This window comes from Salininema proteolyticum, from assembly GCF_042685645.1.
GTDB classification, from domain to species: domain Bacteria; phylum Actinomycetota; class Actinomycetes; order Mycobacteriales; family Micromonosporaceae; genus Salininema; species Salininema proteolyticum.
Genome location: NZ_JBHUNX010000001.1, coordinates 3,147,848 through 3,167,781 on the forward strand (window position 1 = coordinate 3,147,848; position 19,934 = coordinate 3,167,781).

The window sequence follows — 19,934 nt, forward strand, 5'->3', positions numbered from 1 at the left end:
GAGTACCACCGCGGAGGCCATGAACAGCCGCCCGTACTCCCCTCGGAGTACCCGTTCCCACTCCGTCCGGCCGATGCCCCGGGCCCCTTCCGACCTGCATTCTCGATGACATGAAACGCCGAACCGTCATGACCCTCTCCGCCGTCGGGGCCGGAGTCCTCGCCCTCCCGATCGCCGGCGGAGCCTACCTCTACACCTCCACGCGCCGCGACACCGCCGGCGACGTCCCGTTCGACAACCCCCTGGCCGTCCCGCCCCTGGACGAGGGCGACCTTCGAGGCGGCGCCCGGAACTTCTCCCTGGACGCCGAGGCCGGCGAGACCCCTATCAAACCCGGAAAAGCCACCCCCACCTGGGGTTTCAACGGCTCCTACCTGGGCCCGACGCTCCGGGCCAGGCGCGGTGACGACCTCCGCTTCACTGTCCGCAACCACCTGGAGGAGACCACCACCGTCCACTTCCACGGCGCCCACCTGCCCGCCGATTGCGACGGCGGCCCGCACCAGGCCATCGAACCGGGCGGCTCGTGGGAGCCGGAGTGGACCGTCGACCAGCCCGCCACCATGCTCTGGTACCACCCCCACCCCCACGGCAACACCGCCCGCCACGTCTACCGCGGACTGGCCGGGCTCATCCTCATCGACGACGACGTCAGCGACGGCCTCGACCTGCCCCGCGAATACGGCGTCGACGACGTCCCGCTGGTCGTCCAGGACCGCAACTTCGACGGGGACAACGCCCTCGAAGAGAGCGAGACCTGGACGTCCACGACGGGGATCATCGGCGAGGACGTCATCGTCAACGGCACCTACGGGCCCTACTTCGAGGCGACCACCCGGCGGCTGCGCCTGCGGATCCTCAACGGCTCCAACGCCCGCGTCATGAACTTCGCCTTCGACGACGACCGCGAGTTCCTGCAGATCGGCAGCGACGGCGGCCTGCTCACCGAACCCCACCGCACCCGCCGAGCCCTCCTCTCCCCCGCCGAGAGGGCCGACATCGTCGTCGACCTGGAGCCCGGCGAGACCGTCGTCCTCCGCTCGCTCCCGGTAGAGGACGTCGGCGTGGGATCGATCTTCAAGCGCTTCAACGGCATGGACGACCGCCTTGACGTCCTCCAGATCCGGGCGGCCGACGAGCTGGCCGACTCCCCCGAGGTGCCCGCGAAGCTCGCCGAGATCGCGAGCCTCTCGGACGAGCCGGCCGCCGAGCGCTCCTTCCGCCTCGCGGGCTTCTCCACCATCAACGGCGATTCGATGGACATGAACCGCATCGACTTCGGCGCGCAGGTCGACACCGTCGAGGAGTGGACCGTGCGGAACACCGACGAGTACCACCACAACTTCCACGTCCACGACGTCCAGTTCCAGGTCGCCTCCATCGACGGGGAGGCCCCGCCCCCGCCGCTGGCCGGCTGGAAGGACACCGTCTTCCTGGAGCCGAATCGCGACTACCGCCTGCGCATGCGCTTCGACCAGTACACCGACCCGGACCTGCCGTACATGTACCACTGCCACATCCTCTTCCACGAGGACTTCGGCATGATGGGCCAGTTCGTCGTCCTCGGCGAGGGCGAGGAGGTCGGCACGGTGCCCGACATGGCCGCCCACGGCGACCACGGTTAGGGGATCTCCGCGGGGCGTACGGCGGTGTACGGCCCTACGCCCCGCGGAGTACGGGGATCGACGCCTCGAAGCCGATGCCGCGGCACCCCGCCCGGCAGCAGACTGGAAGACATGAAACGGCGTACAGTCATTGCTCTCGCTGCCGCCGGAGTCGGAACCACCGCGGTCCCCTTGGCGGGATGCGGCCTCTTCAACAAGGAGACCGACACCGTAGGCAACGTACCGTTCGACAACAGGCTCAAGATCCCCCCGCTCGCCGAGCACACGGAAAAGGGCGGGGCCAAGCATTTCGAGCTCGCGGCCGCCGCGGGCGAGACGGAGTTCAAACCCGGCGGGGCCACCGCCACATGGGGCTACAACGGCTCCTACCTCGGCCCCACCATCCGCGCCCGGCGCGGCGACGACCTGCGCTTCACCGTCCGCAACCACCTGGAGGAGACCACCACCGTCCACTTCCACGGCGCGCACCTCCCGGCCGAGATGGACGGCGGACCCCACCAGCCGATCGAACCGGGCGGCACGTGGGAGCCGGAGTGGACGGTCGACCAGCCGGCCACCATGCTCTGGTACCACCCGCACCCCCACGGGAACACCGCCCGCCACATATTCCGGGGCCTCTCCGGCCTCATCTACCTCGACGACGACGCCTCCGACGCCCTCGACCTGCCCCGCGAATACGGCGTCGACGACGTCCCCCTCATCGTCCAGGACCGCACCTTCGACGGCGCCAACCAGTTCGACGAGGACGAGGACTTCTCCTCCAGCACCGGAATCCACGGCGACGAGATCCTCGTCAACGGCACCTACGGGCCCTACTTCGAGGCGACCACCCGGCGCCTGCGCCTGCGGATCCTCAACGGCTCCAACGCCCGCCTCTACACCTTCGGCCTCTCCGACGAGAGGGACTTCCAGATCATCGGCAGCGACGGCGGCCTCCTCTCCGCGCCGGTCACCGCCGGGCGGATCACCCTCTCCCCCGCCGAACGCACCGACCTCGTCGTCGAGCTCCGGCCCGGCGAGACGGTCGACCTGCGCTCCTACCCGGTCGAGGTCGAGATCAACAGCCCCTTCGACCGGAACAACGGGCTGGACGACAGCTTCGACATCCTGCGCATCCGCGCCGCCGACGAGCTCGCGGACTCTCCCGAGGTGCCCGGCGAGCTGATCGAGGTGCCTAGCCTCGCCGCCGAGGCCGTGGCCGCCGAACGCTCGTTCGCGCTGCAGAGCCCGGACTCGATCAACGGCGAGTCGATGGACATGAACCGCATCGACTTCGGTACCGAGGTCGACACCGTGGAGGAGTGGACGGTCCGCAGCACCGACGGCTTCCAGCACAACTTCCACGTCCACGACGTGCAGTTCCAAGTCGCCTCCCTCAACGGGGAGGAGCCCCCGGCCCACCTGCGCGGCTGGAAGGACACCGTCCTCCTGGAGGGCAACGGCGAGGCGAAGCTGCTCATGCGCTTCACCGCGTACACCGACCCGGACGTGCCCTATATGTACCACTGCCACATCCTCCTGCACGAGGACCAGGGAATGATGGGCCAGTTCGTCGTCCTCGGCCACGGCGAAGACGTCGGGACAGTGAGCGCCCCGTCCTCCGGCCACGGCGGACACGGTTGAGGAGCCCCGCAATGAAGAGATTCTTCCTCGGATGGACCTGGTTCGTCATCGCCCTGATCGTCCTGCAGGTCGGCCTCGCCGGCTGGGGCGCCGTGAGCCAGGGCGACGACCGCACGGCCCGGTTCCTAGGCCACGTCGTCAACGGCGGGCTCCTCACCGTCTGGCTGCTCCTCGGCCTCGTCTTCGCCGCGATCGCCCGGCCCGGCTGGAAGGTCGTGGTCCTCGCGGCCGCGTCCCTGGTCATGCTCGTCTCGCAGGGGTTCTTCACCTACTCGACCGACCAGAGCGGCCACCTGAGCGGGATCAGCATCGCCCTGCACGCGGCCAACGGCCTGGGCATCCTGACCATCCAGTACATCATCACCCGCCTGACCGGGAAGTCCATCGTCCGCCCCACCACGCCTAAGGAGACCGCGGCATGAAAACGACCCTGCGCCTCTGGCTCCTCCTCCTGTTCGCCCTGCTGATCTGCCAGTTCCTCCTCGCCGGGTACGGAGTCGGGCACGGCGGCGAGCTCCGCGAGAGCTTCGACATGCACATAGTGAACGGCAGCGTCCTGCTGTACGGCTACCTCGCCGCGGTGGTCCTCGCCCTCCTGGCCCGGCCGGGCGCCAAGACCGTCGCCCTGACCGCTCTGGGAGCCGCGCTCGTCGGGCTCCAACACCTCCTGGCCATGCTGAACGCGCCCGGATCCCTCTGGGGCCAGTCGCTGTTCATGATCCACGCCCTCAACGGCCTGGGCCTGATCGTGCTCACCTTCTACCTGGGAGTCCGGGTGAAGTGGAGCATGAGAACGCCGGAAGCGGCACGGGCCGCCTGAAATTTCCCCAATCGACCTCGCAGGCTTCCGTCCTGTCGGATACTGGGCGCGCAATCGGCACCGCCGCCCGAAGACGACCGAACGGAAACTGCGAGGTCACCCTATGTCCACCGAAGGCGCCCCGGGCGCTTCCGTCGCCCCCAAGAACGGACTCGGAACGACGGCCCTGGTCCTCGGCGTCATAGGGACCGTCCTGGGCCTCCTGCCCCTGCTGGCCGTCGTCGCCATGGCCCTCGGAGTCCTGGGCCTCGTCTTCGGAGGGATCGGCCTCAAGCGGGTCTCGGCCAAGGCCGCGACCAACAAGGGCGTGACCATCGCCGGCCTCGTCCTCTCCCTGGCCGCCCTGGTCCTCGGCATAGTCGGCTGCGCCGCCCTCGACAGGGCAACCGACGAGCTGCCCGACACCATCGTCGGCTCCGACGCGGAAGACGACGTGACCGTAGGCGAGATCGAGGAGGTCGAGGGCGTCCCGGACATGTACGGCGTCGACTTCACCGTCGAGAACTCCTTCGAGGAGGCCCGCGACTACGACATAACCTTCTCCTGGGTCGACGCGGAGGGCGAACGGATCAACGACCCGGTGCACGTCTTCCTCAACGACGTCCCCCCGGGCGGAGAGGCGGTCGCGACCGAACAGGACATCCTCGACACCGAACCCGCCGTGATCGAGCTGGAGGAGGTCAAGGCCAGCCGGACGTCCTGACAGCGTGAAAAGGGCCGGAACCCCTGCGGGGGTTCCGGCCCTTTTCACGCTGTCAGTCGGACGCTCCGCCGAAGCGGCACGCCGGGAGACTAACCCTTCTTCCGCAGCTGCTCCTCGTTGCGGTGCAGGTCCTCGAGACCACCGCACATGAAGAAGGCCTGCTCCGGGAAGTGGTCGTACTCGCCCTCGGCGATCTTCTTGAAGGCCTCGACGGTCTCCTTGACCGGGACGAACGAGCCGTCCACACCGGTGAACTGCTTCGCCGCGTACGTGTTCTGCGACAGGAAGCGCTCGATGCGGCGAGCGCGGGACACGGTGACCTTGTCCTCTTCGGAGAGCTCGTCCATACCGAGGATCGCAATGATGTCCTGCAGCTCCTTGTACTTCTGAAGGATCTGCTTGACCTGCGAGGCGACCTGGTAGTGCTCGTCTCCGACGATCTCCGGCTCCAGGATGCGCGACGAGGACGCCAGCGGGTCCACCGCCGGGTAGATGCCCTTGTCCGCGATCTTCCGCTCCAGGTTCGTCGTCGCGTCCAGGTGGGTGAACGCGGCGAACGGCGCCGGGTCGGTGTAGTCGTCCGCGGGGACGTAGACCGCCTGCATCGAGGTGATCGCCTTGCCGCGGAGCGACGTGATGCGCTCCTGCAGCTCGCCCATCTCGTCGGCCAGGGTCGGCTGGTAGCCCACCGCCGAGGGCATGCGGCCCAGCAGCGTCGAGACCTCGGAGCCGGCCTGGGTGAAACGGAAGATGTTGTCGATGAACAGCAGCACTTCCTGGTTCTTGACGTCGCGGAAGTACTCCGCCATCGTCAGGGCCGCGAGGGCCACGCGCAGACGCACGCCCGGAGGCTCGTCCATCTGGCCGTAGACCAGGGAGGTCTTCTCCAGAACGCCGATCTCGCCCATCTCCGCGATGAGGTCGTTGCCCTCACGGGTGCGCTCGCCGACACCGGCGAACACGGACGAACCGCCGAAGTTCTGGGCCACGCGGATGATCATCTCCTGGATGAGGACCGTCTTGCCCACACCCGCGCCACCGAACAGACCGATCTTTCCACCCTTGACATAGGGGGCCAGGAGGTCGAGGACCTTGACGCCGGTCTCCAGCATCTCCGTCTTCGGCTCCAGCTGCGAGAACTCCGGCGCGTGCCGGTGGATCTCCCAGTAGTCGTCGGCCTGGACCTCTTCACCGGGCTCCAGGTTCAGCGGCTCGCCGAGCGCGTTGAACACCTTGCCCTTGATGCCGTCGCCGACAGGGACCTTGATCTGGCTCTTCGTGTCGCGCACCTCGGTGCCGCGGACGAGGCCGTCGGTCGGCTGCATGCAGATGCCGCGGACCTGGTTGTCGCCCAGGTGCTGAGCCACCTCCAGGGTCAGCGTCTGCGTGCCGCCGGACAGGGTCACGTCCACCTTGAGAGCGTGGTAGATCTCCGGGATGGCGTTGCGCGGGAACTCGACGTCGACGACCGGCCCGATGACCCGTACGACGCGTCCCACTCCATCAGTGTCAGTCATCGTTTATCCTTTTCCTGCGTCGGCCAGGGACTGGGCCCCACCCACGATCTCGCTGATCTCCTGCGTGATCATCGCCTGTCGGGCGGCGTTCATCTCGCGAGTCAGATCCTTAGACATTTCTTCGGCGTTGTCCGTCGCGGCCTTCATCGCCCGGCGGCGGGAGGCCGACTCGCTGGCCGCCGACTCGATCAGCGCCGCGTAGACGCGGGTGATCAGGTACTTCGGCAGAAGCGAGTCCAGCAGGGCCTCCGGGTTGGGCTCGAACTCGTAGTCGGGCAGGAGGACGTGGTCCTCCAGCTCGTGCTCCTCGACCTCTTCGACCTCCAGCGGCGCCAGGCGGCGCGACTGGGGCGTCTGGGTCAGGAGCGACACGAACTTCGTGCTCACCACGTGGATCTCGTCCACGCCCGGGTGGCCGTCGGAGACGGTCTCCTCCCCGCCGGCCATGAAGGCCTCGAGCAGGGTGCGGGTGATGGTGCGCGCGTCGTCGACCGTGGGCTTCTCGGTGAAGCCGGTCCACGACTGCTCGACCTCGCGCTCCCGGAAGGAGTAGTAGCCGACGCCGCTGCGGCCGACGACGTAGAGCACGGGCTGCTTGCCCTCTTCTTGCAGCCGTTTGACCAGCTGCTCGGTGTGCTTCAACGCGTTGGCCGTGTAGGCGCCTGCCATGCCCTTGTCGGCTGTGACGACAAGGATACCCGCCTTGCGGGGGTTCGGTCGAGGCTGCAGCAGAGGGTGGTTGATCGTGGCACTCGTCGCCAGCGACGTCATGACGTCCGTCATGGCGCGCGCGTACGGCAGTGAGGCCGCGACTCTCTCTTGAGCCTTGGCGATCCGGCTCGTCGCCACCAGTTCCATCGCTTTGGTGATCTTCTTGATGGACTGGGCCGACTTGAGCCGTGCCTTCAGCTGGCGGAGCTGGGCTGCCATCGGCTACCTCTTCACCCGCTGGATGGACTCGTTGTCGTGCTTCTCATCGTCGAGGTCCCCGGCGTCGGGGTCGCTGACGTTGAAGGACGGGTCCGAGGAGCGGAACATGCGCTTGAACTTGGCGATCGCGGTCTTGAGGGACTCGTCGATGTCGCCCTTGACCTTCGTGACCGCCGCCTGCTCGACGAGCTCGGCGTGGTTGGCGCGCATGTAGGACAGGAACTCGTCCTGGAAGCGGCGGATGTCCGCCACCGGGACGTCGTCCAGGTGCCCCTGGGTGCCCGCCCAGATCGCGACGGTCTCCTCGCCCATCGGGAGCGGCTCGCCCGCGCCCTGCTTGAGCAGCTCGACCATGCGCAGACCGCGCTCCAGCTGGGCCTTGGAAGCGGCGTCCAGGTCGGAGGCGAAGGCCGCGAAGGCCTCCAGGTCGCGGTACTGGGCCAGGTCCAGACGCAGGGAGCCCGCGACGGACTTCATACCCTTGGTCTGGGCCGAGCCGCCGACGCGGGAGACGGACGTGCCGACGTTGACCGCCGGGCGCACTCCCGAGTTGAACAGGGCCTCTTCGAGGTAGACCTGACCGTCGGTGATGGAGATGACGTTCGTCGGGATGAACGCCGAGACGTCGCCGGCCTTGGTCTCGATGATCGGCAGACCCGTCATCGAACCGCCGCCCAGCTCGTCCGACAGCTTCGCACAGCGCTCCAGCAGACGGGAGTGCAGGTAGAAGACGTCACCCGGGTAGGCCTCGCGGCCCGGCGGGCGGCGCAGCAGCAGGGAGACGGCGCGGTAGGCCTCGGCCTGCTTCGACAGGTCGTCGAAGACGATGAGGACGTGCTTGCCGTTGTACATCCAGTGCTGTCCGATGGACGAACCGGTGTAGGGGGCCAGGTACTTCAGGCCGGCCGGCTCGTCGGCGTTGGCGGTGACGATGGTGGTGTACTCCATCGCGCCGTGCTCTTCGAGCGTGCCCTTGATGCCGGCGACCGTGGTGCCCTTCTGGCCGACCGCGACGTAGATGCAGCGGACCTGCTTCTCCGGGTCGCCGGACTCCCAGTTGGCCTTCTGGTTGATGATCGTGTCGATGCAGACCTGCGTCTTGCCGGTCTTGCGGTCGCCGATGACCAGCTGGCGCTGGCCGCGGCCGATCGGCGTCATGGCGTCGATCGACTTGATGCCGGTCTCCATGGGCTGGTCGACCGATTTGCGGCTGACGACGTTGGGCGCCTGGAGCTCCAGCTCGCGCTCGCCGTCGGCCTCGATCGGGCCGAGGTCGTCGATCGGCTCGCCCAGCGCGTTCACGACGCGGCCGAGGAACTTGTCGCCGACCGGGACCGAGAGGACTCGGCCGGTGCGCTTCACCTGCTGGCCCTCGGCGATACCGGAGTACTCGCCGAGGAGCACGCAGCCGATGCTGCGCACGTCGAGGTTCTGCGCCATGCCGAGGACTCCGCCCTCGAATTCCAGCAGTTCGTTGGCCATGGCGGAGGGCAGTCCCTCCACAATGGCAATACCGTCGCCGGCCTGGGTAACGGTGCCGACCTCTTCGCGGGACACCTCGGGCCGGTACGACGAGACGTAGTCGTCGAGCGCACTACGAATCTCGTCGGAGGAGATGGTCAGTTCCGCCATCTTTTCTCACCCTCATTCTGAATACTTGCAGTTGATACCGGCACTGGTTACCGACCGGCCAGGGCTTGGCGCGCGTCGTCGAGACGTCGCGACACCGTGCCGTCCCACAGGTCGTGGCCGACCTGAATACGGATCCCTCCGATGACGTCGGGATCCACGGTCACCTTCACCCCGATGGGGCGGTTGTAGACCAGGGACAGTTTCGCGGCGATCCTCCGCTCGGCCTCCTCCTCGAGGGGGGAGGCCACCGTGAGGTAGCCGACCGTCTCGTCGCGGGCGGCGGCCGCGGCGTTGACGAGGTACTCCATCGACGCGTCGAAGGAGCGTCCGCCGATGCCGTAGCACGCGGCCTCGACGAGCTTCACCGTCACGGGATCCGCCTTCCCGCCCAGGAGGCGGTCGGCGATCTGCACCTTGGCGGTGGCCGCGGCGGCGGTCCCGTCCAAGGTCGCGGACAGTTCGGCGTCGCCGTCGACGATGCGGCGGAATCGGAACAGCTCGTCCTCCACCGTCTGCAGGGTGCCCTCCTTGGAGGACGCCTCCAGCAGCGCCTCGACGGCGATGGCCTCCAACCCGTCGGCGAGTTCGCCGGGGGTGCCCCAGCGGGCGCGGACGAGTGCGGCGACGACCGCCAGGGACCGCGCGTCGACCTTGCCGTCGAGCACACTCCTGGCCAGACTCTCCCTATCGTCCGCTCCACGGGCGGGGTCGGACAGGGCGCGGCGCAGTCGAGGCTGGTCGAGCAGGAACCGGGTCACTGCCATGAGGTTGTCGGCGGTGTCGATGAGGTCACCGGCACTGGCGTCGGCCGCCTGGGACTCCAGGACCTGACGTCCCGCCTCGGTGCTTTCGCGTCCAGTCATCGACATTTATCGTGCTCCGCTCGCCGTGGACTGCTCGTCGAGTTCGGCCAGGAAACGGTCGACCGCCTCTTCGGTGGTGGGCTTGCCCGCCATGTCCGCCGAGACGATCTTGCCGGCCAGGTCGACCGCCAGGGTGCCGACCTCGCTGCGCAGCTCGCGAATGAGCTGCTGGCGCGAGGCCTCCACCTGCGAGTGCCCCGCGGCGATGACGCGGTTGGCCTCCTCGCGGGCGCCGGCCAGGATCTCCTCCTTGTCGGCGACCGCCGAGGCGCGGGCCTCGTCGCGGATCGCGGCGGCCTCCTCGCTGGCGGCGTCGAGCTTCCGACGGTACTGCTCCAGCAGCTGGTTGGCCTCTTCCTGGGCCTTCTCGGCACGCTGGATGCCGCCCTCGATCGCGTCCACTCGCTGCTTGAAGGTCTCTTCCATCCGCGGGAAGACGAACTTCATCAGCAGGAAGCAGAGCAGAGCGAAGGCAATGAGACCGACGACGATCTCTTGCCAGATCGGGATGAGGATTCCCATCCCGTCACTTGCTGCCATGTGCATAGGTTTCTCCCGGTGCGGGTCTTAGCTGAGGGCGAAGGCGAGGACCAGGCCGAAGAGGGCGAGCACCTCGACCAGAGCGAAGCCCATGAACAGCATCGGACGGGTGATGCCGGCCGACTCGGGCTGGCGGGCGGTCGCGGTGATCCACGCGGCGAAGATCAAGGCGACACCGATGCCGGGGCCGATCGCGGCGAGGCCGTAGCCGACGACGTTCAGGGTGCCTTCCATCTGGGCGATGTCCATTGTGTTTCTCCTACTTGGTGTTGTCCCGGCGTCGGGCGACACTCGGGCGTGCTTATGGGAAAATCTCTTGTTCGGCCTAGTGCTCGTCGGCGAGCGCGCCCTGGACGTACAGGGCGGTCAGCAGCGTGAACACGTAGGCCTGGAGGCCGATGACGATCAGCTCGAAGAGGCTCATGGCGATGGCCATGAGGAAGGAGAAGACCGACAGGCCCTGGACGAGCATGTTCGCGGAGTTCAGCATCGCCAGTCCGCCGGTGATGAACACCAGCAGGATGAGGTGTCCGGCGAACATGTTGGCGAAGAGTCGCAGCGCCAGGGTGATCGGGCGCAGCAGCAGGTTCTGGACGAACTCCAGGGGAATGATGATCGGGAGGATGAAGCCCGGCACGCCCGGGGGCACGCAGTTCATCTTGAGGTACCCGATGAGGCCGTGCTTCTTGATGCCCACGAAGTTGTAGATCAGCCAGGACAGGAATCCGAGCACCAGCGGGAACGCGATGTGCGCGTTCGGCGAGATCTGCACGCCCGGGACGACGGCCCAGAAGTTCATGAGCAGGATGAAGAAGAACAGGGTGGCGAAGTAGGGGGCGAATCGGACGCCGTCCTTCTTGCCCAGCAAGTCGATGGAGATCGAGTTGCGGATGAATCCGTAGGCCGACTCGGCCATCCACTGGCTCTTGGTCGGCACGATCTTGGGGCTGCGGTAGGCCCAGAAGAAGAAGATGACGAGGATCAGGACCGTGGCCCACACGGCCGCGGTGATCGTCGTGAAAACGTTGGCCCAGGCCGTGTCGGACAGGCCGGGGAACCAATCCCGGAAGTCAAAGTCGTCGATACCGGGTGGAAATTCCGCGGCCAGGCTGGCCGCTCCCGTGTCTGTCACCACCGAGTCACGCCTCTCGCTTGGTCGGTCAAAGGTCAAAGAGCGTTGCGGACAACGTTCCTGGCACATGATCGATCCGGCAGGTCCGCCCAAGGGGGGACGTGCGCTCGTCGTTGTCCAGGAGCGTCAACGGCGACGCTCTATACAAAGTTCACTTCGACATGTTTTTCATGAGCAAATACATGCCTGCACCGGCGCCGACGAGCATTCCAATGAGAAGTCCGATCCCGGGGAGATCGAGCCACTTATCGATTAGGAAGCCGGCTCCTCCCCACACGATGAGTCCGGACAAGAGGTATCCCATCGCTCGCCAACCTGCGTCGGCGCCCTGGGCGCTGTTCTTGTGCTCCGGATCGTCCGGGGAATCCTTGTCGGCCATGTCAGCTTGAACTTTAACAGGATCAGCGGGGGAGTACTACATTGGGCTCCCCGGCGGGTGCGCCTCGTCCCGGCTGGAAAGGCGGTCATCGGGCGGACACTCCGCGTCCGGCGAACTGGGACAAAAGGTACTAATCTAGTTCGATATAGGGTAGTTTTACCTTATATGTCCAGATAGATTGCGTTACGAGCCACACAACCGCGCCCATCACGACCCCCGTACCGAACGGGAGAACCAGGCCCGAATGGGCCTCGGAGAGCCACCAGAGCACGGCCCCGAAGATGACGAGCTTCACGGCGTACGTGATCAAAGCCACCGGCAACGTGAGACGTACATCAATTCTCTCCGCTCCCGAGACGGCGTAGGCGGAACCGGTGAAGCCGAGTCCCACGGCGGCCGCCCCGAGGGCGACGCCGGCGGCGGACGCCGCTCCCGACACGGCGAAGGCGACTATCGCGCCGATCAGGGCCGCCGCGGTGAGCGCGACCCAGCAGTACTTCAGGAAGCCCCGGGCGAGGCGTCGTCCCGCCGCCCTCTGTCCGGTACCGCCTCGCGAGGTCCCGTCGGCGGCCTTCCGGTCCGCGTCCCGCGCAGTCCCCTCGTCCTCGCCGCCCCTTCCGGCGCCCTCCGCCCGGCTCACCGGGTGTCCAGGACGCGGGCGACCGGCTTGAGGGCCGTCTCCAGCTGGTCGGCGATGCGCTCGTAGGTGGCCATGCCCAGGCCCCACGGGTCGGCGAGGTTCTCCTCCCCGTTCCCCGCCGAGCGGGCGTGCTCCATGAGGGCCTTCGCCCGGGCCTTGGCGTCCCCGGCCGGGGCCCGGAGGCCCTCGGCGGCGGCGCCGATCTGGCGGACCAGGAAGGTCCGGTCGAGCGCCTCGGGGAAGTTGGAGGCGATGAACTCGCGGTGGCCGTCGGTGGCGACGAGGATGAGGTCCGACATCTCCACCGCCGCGCGGTCGAGCGCGCGCGCGTGGTGGCGGCGGACGTCGTATCCGCGCTCCTCCAGCTGCGCGTGCGAGTTGGCCTGCATGTCCTCGCCCTCGTGGTAGGGGGAGGTCCCGGCGCCGTGGTTGTACACGTCGTCGCCGGTCAGCCCGTCGAGGATGCGCTCGGACATCGGCGAGCGGCAGATGTTGCCGGTGCAGACGTGGAGGACGGTCAGCAGTCGGTCGTCGGACATGGCGGGGTCACTCCCCTTCCTCGGGGCCTTCGGTCTCGGGGACCACTTTGCGGAGTTCTTCGAGCGAGATGGCGCCGGCGCGCAGCACGCGCGGCGGGTCGGCGAGGCAGTCGACGATCGTGGAGGGGACGTTGTCGGCGCTGGGGCCGGCCTCGAGGTAGGTCGTGACGGAGCTGCCGAGCTGCTTCTTCGCCTCCGCGGCGGTGGCGGCGGGCGGCTGTCCGGTCTTGTTCGCGCTGGAGACGGCCATGGGGCCGGTCTCCTTGAGCAGTTCCAGCGCCAGGGGGTGGAGCGGCATGCGGACGGCGACGGTCCCGTCGGTGTCGCCGAGGTCCCAGGTCAGGGACGGGTTGTAGGCGACCACGAGGGTCAGGGCGCCGGGCCAGAATGCCTCGGCGAGGGCGGTGGCGCTCTCCGGCAGGTCGGAGGCGATGCCGTCGAGGGCCCGGCGGGAGCCGATGAGGACCGGCGGGGCCATGTCGCGGCCGCGGCCCTTGGCGTCGAGGAGGGCCCGCACGGTGGCGGGGTTGAACGCGTCGCCGCCTATGCCGTAGACGGTGTCGGTGGGGAGCACGACCAGGCGGCCGTTCCGGACCGACCGGACGGCGGTCTTGACGCCCGTTTCTCGTTCGGTGTACTTCCGACAGTTGAATAGCCTCACGGGTGTCTAGATTACTCTCCGCCGCGCGGGCCGCTGATGGCGCCGTTGGGTGAACCGGGTCTCGGACACCCAGGGAGTGATGCACCTCTCTATCGCACGATATGAATACATCTCGGAACTGTCGGTAATATCGAGAGCGGGCCCCGCGCCCGTCCTTCCACTCTGTCGACGAGGTGCAGCATGGTTCCGACCGACCAGAATCACTCCGCCCGCGACCTGCTTCGATACGCTCAGAAGAAGGAGCCCGAGAACCTGTGGGGCCGCCTGCGCGAAGGCAGCCCCAACGAGCTGATCCTGCGCTGCCTTCCCCTGATCCTCATCGCCGTCCTGGTCGCCGGCATGGCGTTCAACAACGACTGGATGCGCATGCGCTACGTCGCCGTGGTCATGCCCGCGCTCATCGCCCTGACCCGAGGGCCGCGGGCCACGGCGCTGGCCGGAGCCGTCGTGACGGTTGTCTACGCCCTGGGCGGCGGAGCGTTCGACGTGCTGCCCCTGAACTCGTCGTGGGCGGACCTGCCGACCGTCGGGGCGATCTCGGTCCTCTGCGTCTTCCTGTCCTGGGCGCGCGACCAGACGGCCAAACGCCTGGCCGACATGACCTCCGTGGCCGACACGCTGCACCGGGCAGTCCTGCCCGAGATCCCGCCGCGAGTCGGCCCCTTCCAGGTCGCCGCCGCCTACCGCACGTCGATGAACAATCCGGGCCTGCTGGGCGGCGACCTCTTCCACATCAGCGGGACGCCGCACGGGACGCGCTTCCTCATCGGCGACGTCTCCGGCCACAGCCTGGAGACCGTCGCGACGACGGTCAACCTGCTCAGCGCCTTCTCCGAGGCCGCCCGCTACCGGCCCACCGTGCAGGAGGTCGGCATGCGTCTGGACCAGCGGATGAACCTCGTCAACAAGGGCCGCGACCCCTGGATGTCGGCCTTCGCCACCGCCCTGGTGGCGTCCGTGTCGGACTCCGGGCGCATGGAGCTGCTCAACTTCGGGCACCCGCCCCCGCTGCTGGTGCGCGGCGGCGAGACCGAGGCGGTCCAGACCGCGGTGACGGCGCCGCTGGGGATGCAGGACCTGACCCTCATGGAGCCCGAGCGGCGCACCGTGCAGCTGGAACCGGGCGACATACTCTTCCTCTACACCGACGGCATCCTCGAGTCGCGCCGCGTGGCCGGCATCGACACGCCCCTGGAGGAGGACTTCGGCGCGGTGGTGCGGCGCGCGGGCGGCGATCCGCAGGGCATCGTCGCCGAGGGCAGGCGGACCTTCTACCGCGACAACCTGCCCTTCGCCGACGACATGGCCGTCATGGTCCTGGCCTACACCGGACCGGGCTCCCTCGAGGCGGCCGAGTTCTAGACGGGCGGCCGGCCTGAACGTCGCGGGCGCCCGGCCGGGCCCCTAGCGGGCGCCCGCCTTCTCCCGCGAGCGCTCGAACACCCTCAGGTTCAAGGTGACCAGCTCCAGGGTCGGTACCTCCAGGCCGTGCCGGCGCGCCGTCGAGAGCATGATCCCGAACAGGTGCTCGCCCTCGGTCGCGGAACCGGCCTCCAGGTCGCGGTAGAGCGAGGTCGTGACCGGGAGTTCGGGGTCGCTGGCGAAGGCGACCGTCGTCTCGATCCGCTCTTCGCTCAGCTCGTGTCCTTCCGCCTTCGCAACGGAGGCGCCCTCGGCCGCTAGCCTGCGGGCGAGCTCCGGCCCGCCCGGGACGGCCGCGATGTCGCCCAAGGGCGCGCGCATGAGCACGTTGAGTCCGGCGGTCGTCGTGATGAAGACCCACTTGTCCCACATATCGCCTAGGATGTCCTCGCTCAGGACGATGTCGGTGCCCTCCACCGACAGCCGTTCCCGAAGTTCCCTGGCCCGTTCGCTCGCCCCGCCGGGCTGTTCGCCGAAGACGAGCGTGGCGACGGGGGCCATGCGGACGATGTCGCCGTCCTCGTTGAGCGTCGTGATGATCTTGGCGACGCCTCCCAGGACCCGCTCCGGGCCGAAGCGCTCGTTGAGGACCTCGACATGGGCGAGGCCGTTGAGCAGCGGCAGGATGAGGGTGTCCGGGCCGACGGCCGGGGCGATCTGGTCGAGCAGGGCCGCGAAGGGGCGGTCCGCGGTGGACTTGACGCCCAGGACGACGAGGTCGTAGGGCGCTCCGATGTCCTCCGCGAGAACCGTTGTCGGGGTGAGGACCGACTCCTCCCCCATGTCGACGACCCGCAGGCCCCGCTCGGCGAGCACGCGCGCCCTCCGGGCGCTGACCATGAACGTGACGTCGAGACCGGACCTGGCCCAGCTCGCCCCGAAGTATCCGCCGACGGCGCCGGCTCCAGCGATAAGAATCCTCATGTCCGACAGTCTAATTCGCGTTCGACCGGCGTGCGAGCCACCGTCTCCGCGGCCTCGGCCGAACGGCTACTCCTGCGCGGCCAGGACTTCCTTCGCGATGGCGCCCATGCGCTCCGCGTACCCTTCCGCCTCGGTGTACGGCCCGGATGTCCGAATCCGCAGGATGACGTGGTCTCCCACGGCGACCATGGCCGTGCACCAGGCCAAGGCGTCATTGCCGTCGGAGGTGAAGGTCAGCTGCGCGCAGTCGGCGGCCCACCGCTCTTCCGGCACGCCCTCCGGCGCGGGGGCCTCGAAGAGCCTCTCGACCGTCACCGGGTCTCCGTCGTCGTCGAGTTCGTAGGGGTCGCACTCGTCGTCCCAGGTGCTCTTCAGTTCGGCGAGCACGGCGACGGCGTCGGCGTTGTAGGCGTGCGCGTACAGGTCGGTGTCGGGGCGCGGACCCTCGTAGTACGCGATGTAGGCGGCCACGGCGTCGTCGTTGGCCGCGACGTCGGCGCAGGCCTCCAGGGGCTGTTTCTCGGACGGGTCCAGCGACTCGGGGCCGATCTGGGCCTCATAGCCCTCCAGCAGGGGCGAGTCCTCGGCCGGCATGGCGGCCTTCACGAGCTCTCCCCCGCCTATGGCGGTGACGGGCTTCGGCGCCTCCGAAGAGGCCTCAGCGGAAGGGGTCTCGTCGGAGGCGCCGTCAGAGGTGTCTCCTCCCTGTCCGCATCCGGCCACGGACACGGCAAAGGCCGCCAGAAGCGTTCCGGCGGCCATACGAGAGGCGAGGGGTTTGATCATGTGGTAACTGCTTTCCGGCCGTGGTGAAACGGGGCCGCCCCGCGTAGTCGTCCTCCGTCGCGGCGCCGGCGAAGCCGCCGACCTCCAGCAGCGCCCGCACGTCGGCGTCGTGGGTCTGGTCGTGTTCGAAGCCCAGGAGCCCCCCGGGCCTCAGCCACGCGCGCGACCGCTCGATGAGCCCTTCGATGACCGACAGCCCGTTGTCCTCGGCGAAGACCGCGCGCGTCGGGTCCCAATGGACTTCCGGGGCGACTTCGATGTCCATGGGCACGTAGGGCGGGTTGGAGACGACCAGGTCCACTGTACCGTCCAGCTCGGCGAGGGTCGCGGCGTCCGTCGCGTCGGCACGCACGGCCGAGACGCCCGTCCCGGCCAGGTTACGTTCGGTCCACTCGAAGGCGTCGGCGTCGATCTCGACGGCCCAGACGGACAGGTCGGGCCGCTCGTCAGCGAGCGCCGCCGCGATCGCCCCGGAACCGGAGCAGGCCTCGACGACCCGGCCGCCGCGAGGCGCGTGCTCGACGGCCCATCCGGCGACCAGCTCCGTCTCGGGGCGAGGCACGAAGACGCCCGGCCCGACGGCGAGTTCGACGTTGCGGAAGGCCGCCGCCCCGGTCAGGTGCTGGAGCGGTTCCCTTTTCGCGCGGCGGGACACGAGGTCCTCGAACCGGCCGGCGGTCTCCCCGTCGGGGGCGTCGGCGATGAGGAGGGCGGTCCGGGTCCGTCCGCTGGTGTGCGCCGCGATCAGTTCGGCGTCCACGCGCGGGCTCTCCACGCCGGCCTCGGCCAGGCGGGCGGCGGCGGCCCGGATCAGGCCCGTCCAGTCCACGGCTCGGTCCACTCTCTTAGGACTCGTCTCCGTTGCCGGCCATGCGCTCGGCCCTGTCGGCCGCGTAGAGGGCGTTGAAGACGTCGTCGAGCTCGCCCTCCACGACCTGGTCGAGGTTGTAGGCGGTGTAGCCGATGCGGTGGTCGGTCAGGCGGTTCTGGGGGTAGTTGTAGGTGCGGATGCGCTCGGAGCGGTCGGCGGTGCGGACCTGGCTCTTGCGCGCCTCGCCGGCCGCGGCGGCGGCCTCCTCCTGCTGTTTGGCGAGCAGGCGGGCGCGGAGGACCTTCATCGCCGCCTCCTTGTTCTGCAGCTGGGACTTCTCGTTCTGCGAGGTGACGACGACGCCGGTGGGCTCGTGGGTGATGCGGACGGCGGAGTCGGTGGTGTTGACCGACTGGCCGCCGGGGCCGGAGGAGCGGTAGACGTCGATGCGGAGGTCGTTCTGGTTGATCTCGATGTCGACCTCTTCGGCCTCGGGCATGACGATGACCGCGGCGGCGGAGGTGTGGACGCGGCCCTGCGACTCGGTGGCCGGGACGCGCTGGACGCGGTGGACGCCGCCCTCGAACTTGAGGCGGGACCAGATGCCGTTGCCGCCCTCGGGGGTGCCCTTCATCTTGACGGCCAGGGAGGCGTCCTTGACGCCGCCGAGGTCGGACTCGGCCTTCTCCAGGATCTCCAGGGCCCAGCCCTGCTTCTCGGCGTAGCGCATGTACATGCGCATAAGGTCTCCGGCGAACAGGGCCGACTCCTCGCCGCCGGCGCCGGCCTTGATCTCCATGATGACGTCCTTGGAGTCCTCCGGGTCGCGGGGGATCATGAGCTCGGCGAGCTTCTCCTCCATGGCGGGCAGCTCCTTGGACAGGCGCTCGGCCTCCTCGGCGAAGTCGGAGTCCTCCTTGGCCAGTTCCTCGGCGGTCTCCAAGTCCTCTTTGGCCTGCGCGATGTCGGCGGCGGTCTTGGCGATGGGGGAAAGCTCGGCGTAGCGGCGTCCCACGCGGCGGGCCTGGGCCGGGTCGGCGTGCAGGCCGGGGTCGCCCATCTGCGCTTCCAGGTCGTGGTACTCGGCCAGCAGGACGGCAAGCCGGTTGTCAGCGGCGGTGGACATCATCTCTCCTCGTTGAAGGCCTCGAAGTGGGGTTCCTCAGGAACACTGGTCTGGGAATACAGAAAGCGCCCAGGTAATCGTACCTGGGCACTGGGGCCGCCGCCGTGACCGGCAGCGGCCGTGCTCTGGGAAGCGCGCTACTTCTTGACCTTGGCGTACTTGGCCTTGAACTTGGCGACGCGGCTGTCGGAGGCGAACTCCTTCTGCTTGCCCGTGTAGAACGGGTGGCAGGCGCTGCACGTTCCGACCTGGAGCTTGCCGGAGGCGACGGTCGAGCGGGTGGTGAAGCTGTTGCCGCAGGAGCAGCTGACTTCGGTCTCGACGTAGTCCGGGTGGATACCCTGTTTCATTTTTCGGCCTTTCTTCGGTCGCCGGGTCGGCCTGGGGCCGTGAACCGGTACCGGCTCGGGCACCCCTTGTCTCCGGGGCGCTCTTGGAACTGAGTCGACGCCGCATCGCGGACGCCAACGGTTGATTATAGCGCGTGACCACCGCTACAGCCAGTATCGACTCACGTTCATTTGTAGAGTTCACCCAATATTCGGCCCCCAGGTTTTGCGATCCTTCCATTGACAGATGTGGTGCTTCTCATGTTTCCTGGACTAGTTACCCGCAGGTAATCCGCACGAAACTCATGAGAGGAGGAGCACCATGTCCGACGAGACCCCCAAGGGCAGGACGAGCTGGAAGAAATTCGGCCTCCTGGCAGGGCCCGCGCTCGCGGCCGGAGTGACCATGGCGGCCCTGGCCGCCGAAGGCGCCATCGCCGCGAACTTCGCCATCAGCAGTGACAACTCGCACGTCACCGCGGAGAGGTTGGAGGGCGAGGGCTTCCAGCAATACGGCACCGTCGTCGAGGGAACCGACGGTTCGCAACACGTGGTGGCCCCCGCCGGCATCCGCGACGCGACGATCTACGGGATGTGCCAGTCCACCGTGATGGACACGCCGCTGGGCGAGTACACCCTCGTGGTCAAGGCCGGCTACGACGAGGACAACCCCGTGACGGCCGAGAACCTGGTGCTGTACATCGACGAACTGCGCGGAGACGCCTCGTTCGGCGACATCCAGGTCGGCCTCGACGCCTCCACCGTGGACAAAGTCCCCGGGAACACCGGCGGCCAGGGCGGCTTCGCCCAGCAGTCCAATACGATCACCGTGAACGGCGCCGAGCAGAACGCCTGGTACGTCACCGCCGGCACCTTCAACCTCAACGGCCTTGACGTCCAAGTCGTCAAGGGCGTCGAAGAGTGCTACTAGC

Annotated in this window: 23 protein-coding genes; 7 read left to right on the top strand and 16 right to left on the bottom strand. The window is 68.2% G+C overall.

Annotated features, from left to right (window positions below):
* Positions 1-110: 110 nt before the first annotated feature.
* From ACFTE1_RS14535 to ACFTE1_RS14555, 5 genes are all read left to right on the top strand, one after another.
* Positions 111-1,625, top strand: a complete 1,515-nt coding sequence (locus tag ACFTE1_RS14535) for a multicopper oxidase family protein (RefSeq protein WP_380620790.1) — start codon at positions 111-113, stop codon at positions 1,623-1,625.
* A gap of 111 nt (positions 1,626-1,736) precedes the next feature.
* Positions 1,737-3,248 (top strand): multicopper oxidase family protein, encoded by a 1,512-nt coding sequence (locus tag ACFTE1_RS14540; RefSeq protein WP_380620792.1) that lies wholly within the window; start codon positions 1,737-1,739, stop codon positions 3,246-3,248.
* Between the two features lie 11 nt (positions 3,249-3,259).
* Positions 3,260-3,670 carry a hypothetical protein gene (locus ACFTE1_RS14545; RefSeq protein WP_380620794.1) on the top strand — a complete coding sequence of 137 codons (411 nt, stop codon included), beginning with the start codon at positions 3,260-3,262 and terminating at the stop codon, positions 3,668-3,670.
* The gene (locus ACFTE1_RS14550) at positions 3,667-4,068 is read left to right on the top strand and encodes a DUF6220 domain-containing protein (RefSeq protein ID WP_380620796.1); all 402 of its coding nucleotides are present in this window, start codon (positions 3,667-3,669) and stop codon (positions 4,066-4,068) included. The genes ACFTE1_RS14545 and ACFTE1_RS14550 overlap by 4 nt, the downstream gene beginning before the upstream one ends.
* Positions 4,069-4,171: 103 nt before the next feature.
* Positions 4,172-4,771: a hypothetical protein gene (locus tag ACFTE1_RS14555; RefSeq protein ID WP_380620798.1), complete on the top strand. Its 600-nt coding sequence runs from the start codon at positions 4,172-4,174 to the stop codon at positions 4,769-4,771.
* Between the two features lie 89 nt (positions 4,772-4,860).
* Here the strand turns inward: ACFTE1_RS14555 and atpD are convergent, their stop codons facing one another.
* From atpD to ACFTE1_RS14610, 11 genes are all read right to left on the bottom strand, one after another.
* Positions 4,861-6,288: a F0F1 ATP synthase subunit beta gene (gene atpD, locus ACFTE1_RS14560; RefSeq protein ID WP_380620800.1), complete on the bottom strand. Its 1,428-nt coding sequence runs from the start codon at positions 6,286-6,288 to the stop codon at positions 4,861-4,863.
* Positions 6,289-6,291: 3 nt separating this feature from the next.
* On the bottom strand, positions 6,292-7,218 hold the full coding sequence (locus tag ACFTE1_RS14565) for a F0F1 ATP synthase subunit gamma (protein WP_380620802.1): 927 nt from the start codon (positions 7,216-7,218) through the stop codon (positions 6,292-6,294).
* A gap of 3 nt (positions 7,219-7,221) precedes the next feature.
* Positions 7,222-8,850: a F0F1 ATP synthase subunit alpha gene (gene atpA, locus ACFTE1_RS14570; protein WP_380620804.1), complete on the bottom strand. Its 1,629-nt coding sequence runs from the start codon at positions 8,848-8,850 to the stop codon at positions 7,222-7,224.
* A gap of 47 nt (positions 8,851-8,897) precedes the next feature.
* The gene (locus ACFTE1_RS14575; RefSeq protein ID WP_380762760.1) at positions 8,898-9,713 is read right to left on the bottom strand and encodes a F0F1 ATP synthase subunit delta; all 816 of its coding nucleotides are present in this window, start codon (positions 9,711-9,713) and stop codon (positions 8,898-8,900) included.
* Between the two features lie 6 nt (positions 9,714-9,719).
* Positions 9,720-10,259 carry a F0F1 ATP synthase subunit B gene (locus ACFTE1_RS14580; RefSeq protein ID WP_380620808.1) on the bottom strand — a complete coding sequence of 180 codons (540 nt, stop codon included), beginning with the start codon at positions 10,257-10,259 and terminating at the stop codon, positions 9,720-9,722.
* A gap of 21 nt (positions 10,260-10,280) precedes the next feature.
* Entirely contained in the window at positions 10,281-10,502 is a 222-nt protein-coding gene (locus tag ACFTE1_RS14585; RefSeq protein WP_380620810.1) for a F0F1 ATP synthase subunit C, read from the bottom strand.
* Between the two features lie 76 nt (positions 10,503-10,578).
* Positions 10,579-11,388: a F0F1 ATP synthase subunit A gene (gene atpB / locus ACFTE1_RS14590; RefSeq protein ID WP_380620812.1), complete on the bottom strand. Its 810-nt coding sequence runs from the start codon at positions 11,386-11,388 to the stop codon at positions 10,579-10,581.
* 148 nt (positions 11,389-11,536) lie between these two features.
* Positions 11,537-11,764 (bottom strand): AtpZ/AtpI family protein, encoded by a 228-nt coding sequence (locus tag ACFTE1_RS14595; RefSeq protein ID WP_380620814.1) that lies wholly within the window; start codon positions 11,762-11,764, stop codon positions 11,537-11,539.
* A 130-nt stretch (positions 11,765-11,894) separates the two neighbouring features.
* On the bottom strand, positions 11,895-12,404 hold the full coding sequence (locus ACFTE1_RS14600) for a hypothetical protein (RefSeq protein WP_380620816.1): 510 nt from the start codon (positions 12,402-12,404) through the stop codon (positions 11,895-11,897).
* Positions 12,401-12,943, bottom strand: a complete 543-nt coding sequence (locus tag ACFTE1_RS14605; RefSeq protein WP_380620818.1) for an arsenate reductase/protein-tyrosine-phosphatase family protein — start codon at positions 12,941-12,943, stop codon at positions 12,401-12,403. Before ACFTE1_RS14605 ends, ACFTE1_RS14600 begins: the two co-directional genes overlap by 4 nt.
* Before the next feature lie 7 nt (positions 12,944-12,950).
* The gene (locus ACFTE1_RS14610) at positions 12,951-13,604 is read right to left on the bottom strand and encodes an L-threonylcarbamoyladenylate synthase (RefSeq protein ID WP_380620820.1); all 654 of its coding nucleotides are present in this window, start codon (positions 13,602-13,604) and stop codon (positions 12,951-12,953) included.
* 180 nt (positions 13,605-13,784) lie between these two features.
* Between ACFTE1_RS14610 and ACFTE1_RS14615 the strand changes: the two genes are divergently transcribed.
* Positions 13,785-14,966 (top strand): PP2C family protein-serine/threonine phosphatase, encoded by a 1,182-nt coding sequence (locus ACFTE1_RS14615; RefSeq protein ID WP_380620822.1) that lies wholly within the window; start codon positions 13,785-13,787, stop codon positions 14,964-14,966.
* 42 nt (positions 14,967-15,008) lie between these two features.
* On the opposite strand, the gene ACFTE1_RS14620 is transcribed toward ACFTE1_RS14615, so the two are convergent.
* The 5 genes from ACFTE1_RS14620 to rpmE all read right to left on the bottom strand — a co-directional run bounded on the left by ACFTE1_RS14620 (position 15,009) and on the right by rpmE (position 19,023).
* On the bottom strand, positions 15,009-15,950 hold the full coding sequence (locus tag ACFTE1_RS14620) for a ketopantoate reductase family protein (RefSeq protein ID WP_380620824.1): 942 nt from the start codon (positions 15,948-15,950) through the stop codon (positions 15,009-15,011).
* Between the two features lie 66 nt (positions 15,951-16,016).
* Positions 16,017-16,679, bottom strand: a complete 663-nt coding sequence (locus ACFTE1_RS14625; protein ID WP_380620826.1) for a hypothetical protein — start codon at positions 16,677-16,679, stop codon at positions 16,017-16,019.
* On the bottom strand, positions 16,639-17,577 hold the full coding sequence (prmC, locus tag ACFTE1_RS14630; protein WP_380620828.1) for a peptide chain release factor N(5)-glutamine methyltransferase: 939 nt from the start codon (positions 17,575-17,577) through the stop codon (positions 16,639-16,641). The genes ACFTE1_RS14625 and prmC overlap by 41 nt, the downstream gene beginning before the upstream one ends.
* A gap of 4 nt (positions 17,578-17,581) precedes the next feature.
* Positions 17,582-18,673 (bottom strand): peptide chain release factor 1, encoded by a 1,092-nt coding sequence (gene prfA, locus ACFTE1_RS14635; protein WP_380620830.1) that lies wholly within the window; start codon positions 18,671-18,673, stop codon positions 17,582-17,584.
* A gap of 137 nt (positions 18,674-18,810) precedes the next feature.
* Positions 18,811-19,023, bottom strand: a complete 213-nt coding sequence (gene rpmE / locus ACFTE1_RS14640) for a 50S ribosomal protein L31 (RefSeq protein ID WP_380620832.1) — start codon at positions 19,021-19,023, stop codon at positions 18,811-18,813.
* Between the two features lie 301 nt (positions 19,024-19,324).
* On the opposite strand from rpmE, the gene ACFTE1_RS14645 reads away from it, so the two are divergent.
* Complete coding sequence (locus ACFTE1_RS14645) at positions 19,325-19,933, top strand: DUF6230 family protein (protein ID WP_380620834.1); 609 nt, start codon at positions 19,325-19,327, stop codon at positions 19,931-19,933.
* Position 19,934 lies beyond the last annotated feature (1 nt).

Coding starts and splice junctions, on each gene's coding strand:
- ACFTE1_RS14535 (WP_380620790.1), top strand. CDS start 111: ATGAAACGCCGAACCGTCATGACCCTCTCCGCCGTCGGGGCCGGAGTC.
- ACFTE1_RS14540 (WP_380620792.1), top strand. CDS start 1,737: ATGAAACGGCGTACAGTCATTGCTCTCGCTGCCGCCGGAGTCGGAACC.
- ACFTE1_RS14545 (WP_380620794.1), top strand. CDS start 3,260: ATGAAGAGATTCTTCCTCGGATGGACCTGGTTCGTCATCGCCCTGATC.
- ACFTE1_RS14550 (WP_380620796.1), top strand. CDS start 3,667: ATGAAAACGACCCTGCGCCTCTGGCTCCTCCTCCTGTTCGCCCTGCTG.
- ACFTE1_RS14555 (WP_380620798.1), top strand. CDS start 4,172: ATGTCCACCGAAGGCGCCCCGGGCGCTTCCGTCGCCCCCAAGAACGGA.
- atpD (WP_380620800.1), bottom strand. CDS start 6,288: ATGACTGACACTGATGGAGTGGGACGCGTCGTACGGGTCATCGGGCCG.
- ACFTE1_RS14565 (WP_380620802.1), bottom strand. CDS start 7,218: ATGGCAGCCCAGCTCCGCCAGCTGAAGGCACGGCTCAAGTCGGCCCAG.
- atpA (WP_380620804.1), bottom strand. CDS start 8,850: ATGGCGGAACTGACCATCTCCTCCGACGAGATTCGTAGTGCGCTCGAC.
- ACFTE1_RS14575 (WP_380762760.1), bottom strand. CDS start 9,713: ATGACTGGACGCGAAAGCACCGAGGCGGGACGTCAGGTCCTGGAGTCC.
- ACFTE1_RS14580 (WP_380620808.1), bottom strand. CDS start 10,259: ATGCACATGGCAGCAAGTGACGGGATGGGAATCCTCATCCCGATCTGG.
- ACFTE1_RS14585 (WP_380620810.1), bottom strand. CDS start 10,502: ATGGACATCGCCCAGATGGAAGGCACCCTGAACGTCGTCGGCTACGGC.
- ACFTE1_RS14595 (WP_380620814.1), bottom strand. CDS start 11,764: ATGGCCGACAAGGATTCCCCGGACGATCCGGAGCACAAGAACAGCGCC.
- ACFTE1_RS14605 (WP_380620818.1), bottom strand. CDS start 12,943: ATGTCCGACGACCGACTGCTGACCGTCCTCCACGTCTGCACCGGCAAC.
- ACFTE1_RS14615 (WP_380620822.1), top strand. CDS start 13,785: ATGGTTCCGACCGACCAGAATCACTCCGCCCGCGACCTGCTTCGATAC.
- ACFTE1_RS14620 (WP_380620824.1), bottom strand. CDS start 15,950: ATGAGGATTCTTATCGCTGGAGCCGGCGCCGTCGGCGGATACTTCGGG.
- prfA (WP_380620830.1), bottom strand. CDS start 18,673: ATGTCCACCGCCGCTGACAACCGGCTTGCCGTCCTGCTGGCCGAGTAC.
- rpmE (WP_380620832.1), bottom strand. CDS start 19,023: ATGAAACAGGGTATCCACCCGGACTACGTCGAGACCGAAGTCAGCTGC.
- ACFTE1_RS14645 (WP_380620834.1), top strand. CDS start 19,325: ATGTCCGACGAGACCCCCAAGGGCAGGACGAGCTGGAAGAAATTCGGC.